Origin of the sequence: Amycolatopsis albidoflavus, from assembly GCF_039525725.1 — a bacterium.
GTDB lineage: Bacteria > Actinomycetota > Actinomycetes > Mycobacteriales > Pseudonocardiaceae > Amycolatopsis > Amycolatopsis albidoflava.
Map to the genome: position 1 here is coordinate 632324 of NZ_BAAAHV010000012.1, position 12793 is coordinate 645116.

The 12793-nt window shown below is 71.8% G+C and carries 1 protein-coding gene; it reads left to right on the forward strand.

The features are described 5' to 3' along the window. Nucleotides 1-5: 5 nt before the first annotated feature. Nucleotides 6-12776 carry a WXG100-like domain-containing protein gene (locus ABD156_RS21340; protein ID WP_344276223.1) on the forward strand — a complete coding sequence of 4257 codons (12771 nt, stop codon included), beginning with the start codon at nucleotides 6-8 and terminating at the stop codon, nucleotides 12774-12776. Nucleotides 12777-12793: the final 17 nt, after the last annotated feature.

Here is a 12793-nt window from a genome sequence, read left to right on the forward strand (position 1 = left end):
GGAAGATGGCCCCCGGCGACGTCCAGGAACCGACCGAAGAGCTGTGGATCCGCGTCAAGTCCGATTGGCTGTCGCGGCACGCCGGATGGCTCGACGCGATCTGGCCGCTGGACAGCGAATCCGACGCGCGGGAGCTGGGCGACGCCTGGGACCGCCTGCGCGACGCGCTGAACACGCTGCACGATCAGGCCGGTCCGCACGTCGAGAGCCTGCACGACACCTGGACCGACCTGGCGGGCGTTTCCGCGTACAACGCCTTGCACCGCTTCCTCGACGGTTCGTCCGGCGGCGAGGGGCTGGCCCAGCTCGCCGGGCACTGCCACGAACTGGCCGAGGCTTGCCGGAAGTACGCGAAGGACCTCGCGGACATCAAAGGCGAGATCGTCGCGGACATCCTGATCAACGTCGCGCTCTTCGCCCTGTCCACATTGATCGCCGGACCGGCGGGCGAGGCTTTTTTCGCGGCGAGGCTCGGCGCCCAGATCGCGGCCAAGGTCGCCGCGGCCGTCGAGAAGATCGCCGCGGCCAGCCGGGCGACGCGGCTGGGTCTGGGCGCGCTCAAATTCGGCGGCGAGCTGGCGCTGAACGCCGGGCGCGGGGCCGTCGGCGGCGGGGTCGGCAACCTGCTGGGCCAGGAGTTCAGCTCGTGGCGCGGGTACGGGGACGTCGACCTCGGCAAGGTCAAGAACGCGGTCGAAGCGGGCGCGATCGGCGGGGCGCTCGGGCACGCGGCGAACCGGACGGTGGGAAAGGCCGTTTCCGACACCGCGGCCAAAGGCCTGGGAAAACTGCCGAAACTGTCCGAGGACACCGCGAAGCAGCTCGGCTCGGTCGCCGGCGCGAGCGTGTCCGGAGCGATCACTGGCGCCGGTACGAACTACATCCTCGATCGCCCCATGGACGAGGGCGCGATCGCCGGCGCCGCGCGGGGCGGAATGCACGCGCTCGGGGCGAACGGCATGAAGAACACCTACGAGCGCGTGACCGGGGAGCAGCATCCGACCATCCGCGACCTCATCCGGTCCCACCTGCCGACTCCGCCCGACGGCGGTCCCCCGAACACCCCGATGCCGCCCCCTGACCACGGCTCCCCCGCTCCGTCCGGCGGGGAGGCGCGCGGTTCCGCCGAGCAGACTGGCCCGTCGCAGCACACCGAGGTGCACAGCTCCGCCGAACATCAGGCGTCGGCGCAGCACGCCGAAATGCGAGCCACCGGTACAGACGGCGTTCATTCCGGCGCGGGGCTGGCCCCGAGGATCGACGCCGGGTCGTCCGGGGCGGAGGTGACGAACCTGGTCCGGTCGCCGTCTTCGGCACCGGCGCAGCTGCCTGCGCGGACCGCTACCCTCGCCCCGCATTCGCCCGCGAGCGGAGCACCGCCGGCGCGGTCTGGGGATGGGCCCACGTCGGCGCCGGTCAAGGACGCTGGGGCGGGCGGCGGTGCGAAGGGTTCGTCTTCGGGCAAGGACGGGGCTGCTGCGCCGGAGAAGTCTGCGCCCGCACAAGAGGATTCGACCGCTTCCGGTGCTTCGGACGAGGGGCGCGGACAGTCGTCTGCTGATGCGTCGGAGTCCAAGTCGGGGAAGGTGATCGACCTCGAATCGCGGCGGAATCCGGACTCAGCTGGGGGACACAAGGCGGTCGAGGCGGAGGGGGTGAACAAGGCTCCGGAGACCCCGCCGGACGATCCGCCGGGGTCGGTTCAGCGGCCGGAGGGACCGTCTGGTTCCGGCCAGAACCAGGGGGAAGCGGCGCGGACGTCCGACACTGGCACCCGACCGGCGCGAACCGCCGCTGCCCCCACCGAGCCCACGCCGCTGCGGACGACCCCATCGGCCGAAACCGGCACCCGACCGACCGGGGGCCGGGCCACCGCGACCCACAACGAATCCACACCGTCCCGGACGACCCGCGAGCGGGACACCGCGACCCGAACCGCCTTGCCGCACGACGAATCCACGCCACAACGCTCCGCCGCGACGCCCGATAACGGTGCCCGGCCGACGAAAACCGCCACCGCGGCCCACCCCGAACCCGCGCCGCAACGCTCCGCAGCCTCGCCGGACAGCAGTGCCCGGCCGACAAAAGCCGGCACCAACTCCGAACCGGCACCGCCGAAGTCGGAAGCCGAGGGGCGCGACGAGGCCAAACCGGCGACCGAGCTCAAGGACTTCCGGCCGAAGGAGACGTTCGCCGGGCGGGCCAAGAGGGTTCTGCTGTCCGAGCCCGAGGCGAAGCTGGCGGAACTCTCCGAGCGCGCCGCCTACGCGCGCGACCGGGGCGTCGGCTGGCTCGGCGATCAGCTGCTCGGTTCGCTCGGCGGCCGCCCCGCCGGGCCGAAGCCGGGCGATCGGTGGTTCGCCCTCGAGAGCCGCCGCACCGAGGCCGAACTCGCCGAGGTCCTAGGCCGGCTGCGCGGGCTCGGGTATTCGCTGCCGGATCTGGCCGAGCAGGGCGTGGCGTCCCGGCATCTCGCGCTCGCCGACCGGATGGTGCACCGGGAACTCAGCGAGTCCGAGCTCAAGCAAGCGCTCGTGGCGCGAACCAGCCTGTCCGCCGCGGAAGGACATCCGGCGCGCTCGGCGTTCGACGAAGTGCTGTCGAGGACGGGCGACCTCCTCGCCGAGGCCAAGGGGTTGGAGGCCAAAGCCCACGAAGCGATAGCCCAGCCTCCCGAACCGCGCCCGGAGCCGGTGACCTTCACGGTGCTGTACGGCGACGGCGAGGAGTCGAGCACGCGAGCCGCGTTGCGCTCGGTTCCCGTCGTCACCGGGGCGAGCGAAGCGCTGGCTGGCGGCAACCGGCCGGCAGGCACCCGGGCACCGGAGGCTGTCGGAGCGCACTTGCCGGACGGCGAGGCACCGGTTTCTCCGGACCGGGCGCGGGCGCTCCCCGATCTGTGGGACAACTACCACGCACAGGCTCGTGTCGGCGGGCTCTCCGCGCACCTGACGCTCCTCCACGACGCCGAAACCGGGAACCTCGACGCTGCCGGACGCCGGGACTTCCGGCTGGCGGTAAGCGACTGGCTCGCCGACACGCCGACGCCGGAAGGAAGCGGGCTCCGCGCACAGTTCCGCGCCGCTTTCGACCAGCTAGCGCACCCGAGCACCGGCCCGCACTCGCCGTCCGCCACGCCGGAACCAGCCCGAACCGAGCCGACGCTCCCCCGGGCGCGGCTCGGGCAGTCGGTGAGCTTCGCCGAAAGCCTGCTCGGCCCGGTCGTCGGACCGGCGCCCGCGACCGTCACGGATCCAGTGCGGCCGTCGATCGGATTCCCCACGCGGCCTCCGGTGCGGACGGAACCGTTCCCGCGCGTCGGCGATCCGCACCCGCATCGGGTGGGCGACCCGGCACCGGTCCGCGTAGGCGATCCGCGCCCAGGCTCCGTCGCCGATCCGCGCCCAGGACCAGCGGTTCCCGGCGACCCGTTCCGCACCGGCGACGTCACCGCCGCCCCGATCCCGCGACTCCCGCCGGACTTCCCCGGCCGCGCCGAGCCGTCCGTCCCGGAGGTGCGCTACCCCAGCCCCGACGTGCTGGAGGTACCGCCCGTAGTCCCTGCCACTTTCCCTTACCCCGCCGAGAAAACCCCCGCGCGGCCGGTCCGCGAGCGCACCGAGGTCGTACCGCTGCGGCACGACTATCCCGGCGAGACGAAACCGCCGCCGCCGGTTCCGGACGAGGACGCCGACGAGCGTTTCGACCTTCCGCGCGAGGTCCGCGAGCAGCTCACCGAGCAGGAACTCGCCGACCTGTGGGCGCTGGTCCGCGCCACCGGCGCGCGTCCCGGCGACGTGCTCCGCTGGATCGTCGACAAGGTGCTCTACGACCGGGTGCGCAAACCGGGCCGCGGGCTGCCACACCAGGACGCGAGTCTCGCGGACAAGCTCCGGTTCCTCGCCGTCGAACGGGAAGCGGACCGCCTCCTCGTCGGCGACCGGCTCGCGGAACTCGTCGGCAGGCCGCGGGCGCGCGTCCAGGTCGTCGAGCAGGAGGAAAGCTCCGCCGACGGCGCCGCCGGCATCTACCTGCGCTACGGCGTCCTCACCACGCTGTCCTTCGCCTACGCCGAGTTCGCCAAGCGGCGAGACCTGCTGGACCGCATCGAGGCGCAGCTCGCGCTCGCGAAGTCCGCGGCGGCCGACAGCCCGGAACTCGCCGAACGAGCGTACGAACTGGCGTTGAAGCTGGCCCAGGAATACCTGGATCTGGTCGGCCCGGACCTGGGTTTCCTCCACGCGCTGAGCCTGTCCGACGACGCGGAACGAGCCGCGCTCGGCTTCGGCGGTGCGACGGATTTCCAGCCGCGCGGGCAGGTCCACGATCACGGCGAAACCATCGGGCTGGCCGAGTTCTCCTTCTCCCACGCCGACGGCAGACGGCGGAACGTCGTCGTGGCGCGGTTGCGCAGTCCCGGCTCCGCCGACCGCGAACGGCTGGTCAAGAACGCCCGGCGTTACCTGCGGAACCAGCGGTCCGGCGAGAAAAAGCCGTACCTCGTCCTCAGCCGCGAATGGCGCAATGTCGGCGAAGCAGATCTCGCCGAACTCACGGACAGCTTGCGGAAAATGGGCTTCGCCGCCGTCCTGTACAGCGACGCGACCCGGCCTGCCGAGGAACCGCGGGTCACCGCGCTGCACCTCGACGACGCAGTGCGCGCCGAATCGGCCGCCGCACCGGCACGTTCGGACAAACCCTGGCTGGGCAAGGTTTTCTCGGAATTGTGGAAAGCCGCCGGGACCAACGGACAGCCTGGCTTGCGGCAGATCGCCCAGCTGCCCGCGAAGGACGCCGTCGACGTCCTGTCTTTGCTGCTCCGGCCCGACAGCACGCCCGCGGCGAGAGATACGCATTTCGCCGCACTGGGGCGGGAACTGGCGCGGGTGCCGGAAGAGCAACGTCAAGCGCTGCGGGACAAGCTGCAGTGGCTCGGGGAATGGATCGACGGACGGCCACCCTGGAAACAGGCCTACGAGGACGCGCAAGGACTGTGGACCGCGTCCGCGCTGTTCGCCGCGCTCAGCGCCGGAGTGTCCATTAAGGACATCCGGCAGTTCGCGCCGGATTTCGGGCCGCTGCACGCGAGCCCGGACGAGGAGGTCGCAGCGGCGGCGGTGCTGGCCGAACTGGCCCTTCACTGGCACGGGCTGGGCGATCTGTGGCAGCCCGGGGTCTTCGAAGCCCCCGTCCGGCCGGACGGCGACCCGGCGGCCTTCCCGGATTTCCCCGTGCGGGACGCGACCTCGACCGGTCCGGACTATCACGTGGTCGTCGCGCGGGCGGACAGTCTCGACGAGCGCGAGACGATCTTCGCCCGGCTGCGGCGGAATCTGGCTGCGAACGGCGCGCACCCCCAGTTCGTCGTGCTCACTGGCGAGGTGACGGCCGCGGACCCCGAAGCGCTGCGCGAACTGTCCCAGCAGCTGCTTGCCGAGGGCTTCGACGCGGTCGCGGTCCACTGCCCCGGCTCGGCGTTCGACGTCCTCGCCGCGCGGACGAATCTCCTCACCAGCCTGACCGCGCACGCCGTCGGCCCGTCCCGGCCGACGATCGCCCCGGGACTCGCCGAATGGCTCTCCGGCAAAGCGGCGGCCAGGCACCAAGAACACGTCCGCCTCGCCGAACAGGCACAACGCTCGGTCGAAGGGGCCGAACACTCCCCCGCCGTTCCTCAACCGCCCAACGCCGTCCAGCCCAGTGCCAGTCAACCCAGTGCCACCCAACCCAGCGCCGTCCGGCCCGAAGCAGAAGCGGAACCAGCGCCGCCGCTCACCGGCGCCATCGAGATCCACACTCCGCTCAGCACCATCCGCGCCGCCCGCCAGCGGCCGACCGCCGAGGACATCGCCCGCCGGATGCTGCCCGCCGCGGCCGTCGCGGCTGGTGTGCGCGTCGTAGAGCACGGCCCGTTCCCCCGGCCGTCGGACGACACCGTGTTCCTCAGCCAATCCGGCACCGTGTTCGCCTTTCAGGTCGTCTCCACCCCGAACCTCGGCTACTCCGCGCGGAACCCGATCACCTTCCAGGTTTTCCGGGAGCCGACGGCCGGGCAGCCGCTGCCGCTGGTCGTCCTCCGGCTTCCCGACTGGCTCGCCCCGGACCTCGCCGTCCTCCCGATGGCCCACGCGATGGCCGCGGGCGCGGCATTGCTCGCGGCGCACCGGCGCGGCGACCCGGTTTCCCTCCCGGATCAGCACTTCTGGCACGACCGGTTCCCCGGCGCCGCCCCGAGGCCGACGCCCGCCGACCTCGGCTACGTCGCTCAGGTCGCCGCGCTCGGCGCGGAACTCGACCGGGACGGGACGCGGCGGCGCGACCGGCGGCGGATGCGCGAACACCTGTCGCGGCTGCTGTCCTACCTCGGCCTGGCCGCGGACGATCCCCACGCCGGCGTCCGCCGCTCCGCGCTGGACGCCGTCCGCACGGAAGGCATCGAGCGCGCGCTGACTGTGGCCGACCGATACCGCCCGGCCAAGGCGGTCGAGGGCTACCGCGTCACCCACTGGCCCCTCGCAGACCCCGCCGTCGAGATCGGCCACCGCCTCCCGGTGGACACCCCGGCGCGCCGCTTCGACCGTGCGGCGGCGGTCGAAGCCGCGATCCGCGCGCAGGTCGGCAAGGCCGCCGAACGGACCGGAATCCTGCTGGCGCCGGCTGGCCCCGATCTCCGCTACGACGTGTTCCACGACGGCAGGCATCTCTTCACCGCGGCGTTCCACGTGCTGCCGGGCACTACGCTCGAATCGACCGGGGTTTCCGTGCACCCGGGCGCCCGGGTGCTGTCGGGCTATCTCCCGGCCCGGCTCCGGCCCCGTGACGTCGAGGAAATCGTCCGCGCGGCGCTCGCCTTCGGCACGCGCTACTTCCGCACCGCGACCTGCGCCCCGGGAACGCTCCGCCCCAACACCGACGCGGACCGCTTGCCGGAGAGCCCGGCCGACCGGGCGCTGGAAGCCCGGCTCGAAGTGCTCGGCGACCGGATCACCACGACTCCGGCCTGGCGGCTGCGGCACCGGCAGCAGTTGCTCTCTCAGTTGCGCAGCCTGCTCGAACACGCGGGACTGGAAAAGCAACTGCCGGACTACGCCTACCGCGTCGCCGCCCTCGGAGCCCACGCGCGCGCTGTCGTGGACACCTTCGCCGTCGAGCGGAAGGACACCGCTTACCCGACCACTGCGTTCACCATCAAGACCACAGTCATGTTCGAGCAGCCCGCCACCGTCGCGATGACTGTCGCGCTTTCGATGTCCGGCTTCGCGAGCGGCCACCCGGGAAACGGCATCGGCTACCTCGTGTACGGCGCGGCGTCCGCGGTGCTGGGCGCGGCGATGACCCGGCGCTACGACATCGCCAGCGACAAACAGGCCGCGCTGAAGAAGAAGTACGACGAGATCCGCGCGAACATCGACCGCGGCCGCGATCAGCACGAACTGGTCAACAGCTGGCACGAAGCGAACTTCGGCACCCCGCTGCTGAGCACCGGCGTGCCGGCGCCGGCACAGCTCGAAAGCGACGCGCCCGACATCGCGCTGCCGCTGCGCACCCGGATCGTCCGGTTCAGCACCCCGCCGCTGGTCGCGCTGGGAACAGCCGCCGCGGTCGGGTTCCCGCTGGACATCGCGACCGGCTCGTTCTTCGCGCTCGTGACGACCGGCGTGGGCACGGCTGTGTTCCGTCCGCTCGCCGAGGGCTACACGCGGCGGCGGCGCAAGGGTGCCGAGCTCGCGGCGCACGACGCGATCCGGCGCGAACTGCACGAGTACGACCTCGAAGACGCGAAAGAGCTGTACCGGCAACTGGTGCACGCCCGCGCGGCGATCGCAAGCCTGCTGGCCGACGGCGTGATCCCTGATGCCGCGCTGGCCGAACTGTCCCCGCCGGCCGCCGAACGCGCCGCGGTGGATTTCGCGGAGCACGTCACGGGTTCGAAGCTGATGGACGCCGTCGCGAGCTTCCTGCCCTACCTGCCCGACCTGTACAAGATCACCCACCCGACTCTCCAGCCGCTCAAGGCCCTTCTCGACCACTTCACCCCGCTGCAGATCCTGGCCGCCGTGGACCTCGCCAAACTCGGGGTCGCGGGCTGGATCTCCGCGCTGGCGGACAACCACCTCGCAGTGGGCGAGGTCAACAACAAGCTCACCCGGATCGCGATGCGGATGCGCGCCGAACGGGAAACCCAGCTGCCGAGGAAAATCCGGGACCGCGACCTGCTGTTGCGGGACCTCGTGGGCGAAGCGCTCGTCGCGGTGGGAACCGCGCGGCCGGGCGCGAATTCGTCCACAGTGGAGCGTGCGCTCGCGGAAATTCGATCGAAGCCGCCGCTGCTGCCGAAGCCGGTGTCTCGCAAGGCCGCTGTTTCCCGGCTGCGGTACTTGGCGGTCATCACCGCCAAATCGTTCACCGTGGGCGGGTTCACGGTCGGCTTGAGCGTGCTCGCCGGAGTGCCCGCCACGTCCGTGTGGGGCGCTGTCGCCGCGGGCGTCGCCGGGCTGTTGGCAGTCGTCGGCAAGCCGTACTACCGGATCCGCGAGATCCTGACCGACGACCGCGCGGGCACCCCGGTCGAGCAGCAGAGCGACCGCGACGCGGTGGCCAACGGGCACGTGCTCGGGCTCCTGTTGAAGACCGCCGGACGAGAGCAAGGCGAACAGTCGGCGCTTCCCGCCGTGACGCCGCTTTCCGAATTCGAGCCGCTCACTTTCGACGACGAGAGCCTGCGATCCGGCGAATGGGCGACGGAACTCCGGGAGAAGCTGGACGCCCTGGACCGTGCGGTCGGGGCCGAACTGGGGCACTGGGGCTTCCGCCCAACACTGGAGCGTCGTCAGGCCTTGCTGCACGACGAGCTGCCGCGCCTTTCCGCGAGGGCAAGGGCGCAGCTGACCAGCTACGAAGGCAGCGAGCACGGCCTCCTCGCCAACCACTTGGACGCGACGCTGCGCGAGTACTTGCGCACCGGTGAGGGAGATTTCGCGACGCAGGTGGCGGAGGTCCTGCGGCAGCACGAAACCGCCGACGCGGAACTGCTCCGCGGGCTGATTTCCGTTGTGCGGCAGTACCAAGGCACCGGCACGCTCGCCGAGCGGCTGGGAGATCTGGTCCGAGAGCACGACCGCAGCCGTCAGCTCGCCGACCGGGTGACGGAGCTGCTGAACTCGCGCCCCCGGGACGAGGAAATCGCCGCGCACGCCGACCTCCTGGCGCACTGGCACGACACCAGCGGCGACGGCCGGCTCGCCCGGCAGGCCCGCGACCTGCTGCGGCAGCCCGAGCGGCTGCCCGGCGAACTGCGGCGGCTGCTGCTCCCGTTCGAGCACGACCGCACGCGAGCCGCCCGGCTGGCCGTCGCCGCGATCCGGGAACTCAACGAACTCCTCGACGAGTACCAGGCCGCCAGCGACCCGATGCGGTTCACGCGGCTCGAACCCCCGGCCGCCGAACTGCCCGAACCGGATTACCGAAGCCCCGGGCAGCTGCTCGCCGACCGTCTCGGCGCCCGGCCGGACCCGGCCCGGACGGTGCTGGGACTGCGCTTCCTCGCCGGCGTCGTTCCCGAAGACTGGGCGAAGCAGGCACGGACCTGGAGCGCCGAACAGCTCGCCGAGGCGAGGAAGGCGGTGGAACTGGCGGTCTGGTCCGGGAAGAAGAACGGGAAGTACACGCTGCCCGCGGTCACCGCCGACACCGCGCCCGCCGCCGTGCTCGAAGCGTTGCTGCGCGAAGAAGTCCCGCTGCTGCGGGAAATCAACCCGAACTACCGCTCGGCCCGGCTCGACCGCTACCGGTACCGGTCGAACTGCGTGTCCGCCACGAGCGCGCTCTTCCACCGGATGGCGGGCTGGGACACCACCGCGGCGCCCGCCGGGCCGGAGCCGGAAACGCTGGCCGCGCTCTGGCAGCGGCTCGGCGGAACGTGGGAAGCGCACGGCAGCGAGTACGACCGGCTCATCGCCGCGCTCACCGGCCGCAAGGGCCTGGTGGCCGCGGTCGCCGTCCGCTCGCTCAACGACGACGGCACCGTCGCCCGGCACGTGAGCGCGGTGATCGTCAGCGAGCGCACCGGAGTGCCGATCTTCGCCGACCCGATGACCGGATCCGCCACGAAGCTGCCTGCCCGGGCGTTGGAGATCCACCTGCTCCCGGTCGATCTCGCCGCGCTGCGGTCGACGGAACCGGTCGCCCTGCCGCCCGCTGGACTCCACCGCGTCCGGCCGGCCGAACGGACCGAGGGCTACCACGGGAAACGGCTGCGCGCGGTCTACGACGTGCTGCGGCAATCACCGCAGTTCGCGGGGAAGAACCTCCCGCCGCTGCCCGCCGGACAGCAGAGCCCGCCCGTCCACGTCCTGACCCATCCGGTGTTCCACCTCTGGCGGCGATCGCCGCTCGCGCGCGCGACCCGGACGCACTCCCTGCCGGCGATCGACGCTGGCACCGTGTCGAAGTCGCAGGCGGCGCGTTTCGTGCGAGAGGCGCAACCCGGCTACGACCGGCCGGACCCGAACGCCTACGGCACCGCCTGGGACCGTGCCGGACGGGTGGACCAGAGCTACCTCGCATACTGGTTCGGCGGATTCTGGTTCCACAGCCACGATTCCTACGACAGCGTGATCATCGCGATGGCGGAACGGCCGCTCGGCGCCAGGGCGCTCCTGCACATCGTCACGACGGACCGTCTCGACAACGAATACCACCAGCTCGGCTGGGTCGCCCACGGCCGCTACGGCATCGCGTTCTTCGACCGGTTGCAAGGAAAGCTGCTGCGCCTGCCCGAATATCCGGCCCGGCTGGCCTTGCTGCCGTTCACCGACGCCTTCCTGCCCTGGCCCGACGCGCCGCCGGAGTACCAGCCCGCGGCGGGCAAGCTGTACGTGCCGGACGTCCCGGTGCCGGCTCCCGGCGTCGATCTCCGGCGTCCGTACCAAGAACCGCCCGCGACTCCCGCGCCCGGTCCGATGTGGACAGCCGGGCACCGGGACCTCGCCCGGGATCCGCTGTTGTCCGGAGTGGACGAAGGACGCGGCGTCAAGTTTTCCACGCCCGGACCGCGCCGTCCGCTCCGGCCGCCGATGCGCCAGGCACCGCACCCCGCCGGACCGCCTTCGGACGCGGCGAAACCGGCGCGCTACGGCCCGTACCACCGGCTGGAAAGCCGCAGCCAATCCCCGGAAACGGCCAAACTGATCGAAGAGTCGAACGAGGTCTGGGGCCGGACGCCCCGGCACGGCAGCAATCCGGCGGTACAGGCGTGGAACGGCCCGCTGCCCTCGAACCGGCGCGGGGTCGAGTTCTACACCGACGTCAAGCCGCACTTCTACGGCGTTAAGGCGTCCGGGCTGCGGGAATGGCGGGCGGACCAAGGGATCCACGTGGACGACGAGTTCGCGAAGCTGGACGTCGTGGTCACCAAGAACACACAGGTCGAGGCCGCCCCGGAGCCGGCGGAGAACGTCATCCTCGCCGAGGCGGTGGCGGAGGTCGAAGCCCGCGGCCCGGAGGCGGTCCTGCGCGAGGACGCTCTCGCGCCGCCGCCCCGGCCGCTCGAACCGACTCCGGCCCAGGCCCAGACCCTCGACTCGATCCGGGAGAACGTCGGCGCTCCCCTGCCCGCCGGGCCGCCCGTCGCCGATCTCGCCCGGTGGCTGGCGGGCGAAACCAGCGGCGCCGCGGGACCCGGCTCCGTCCGGTTCGACCGGGTCTCGTGGATCTACCAGGCACTGGAGGTGCTGCGGCGGGACGGCCCGGCCCGGATCACCGGCGTCGAGGACGGATTCGCCGCTCCCGAGCCCACCGGGCACCGCGAACTCCGGATCTCCCTGCGCCTGCCCGACGGACGTCCCGCCGAACTCCGGCTCGGGCTGACCGCGATCGACGAGGTTGCCGGGACAGCGCGTGCGCTCGGCAATTTCGCCCGTGCCGTCGAGGAAACACAGCCGAGCACCCCGCAGGACGAGGCCGTCGCGGCGGTCCTGCGGCGGCGCCAGCGCGAACTGTTCGACGAAGCTCTGCGCCGCGGCCTGCCCGCACCGCCTCCCGACCTCGAGTCCTTTGTGGACCCGGACGAAGCGGTGCTGGCCGCCGCCGAGATAGCCGGTCACGTCGAATTCGGCGACAACCTCGCCAGTGCCAACGAGACCCACTGGCTCACCTACGCGGACGGTTCGCAAGCCATCTACAAGCCCGCCTCGGGCGAGTCACGGTCGTTGGCCGTGCCGATTCCCCATGGCGGACAAGGGTTCCGGGAGAACGCGATGTACCGCTTGGCCCGAGCAGCCGGGTCGAACGTCGTGCCGGTTACCGCGCACATCGACGGCCCGCGCGGGCCCGGTTCCGCACAGCGCCGGGTCGAAGGGCTCTCGCGCGCGCTGGACGTCTCGGACTATCCGCGCGTGCAGCAGCAGGAGATGGCGTACCTGGGCTATGTCGGGGCCAGTTCCGATTGCAAGGCGCTGTCGAAGGACGGTCAGGTCGCCGCGATCGACAACGGGCAGAATTTCCCGGACTACGCCGACGATCTCATCGGGATCAACTCCCCGTTCGTAGCGGCCTGGCTGGACCGGCCGCTCGACCCGGAGGTGCTGGCGCGGATCCGGGCGATCGATCCCGGGTGGCTGGTGCGGATGCTGCGGGCGAGCGGGATGAGCGAGCACGCGGCCGACGACGCCCGGGACCGGCACGAGGAAGTCCAGCGGCTCGGCCGGATCGGCGGGCAGCAGTGGACCGGCCGGATCTGGAACGGTCCCGGCGGATTGGCGAGGGATTACCGGTGACAGACCAAGGAGCAGCG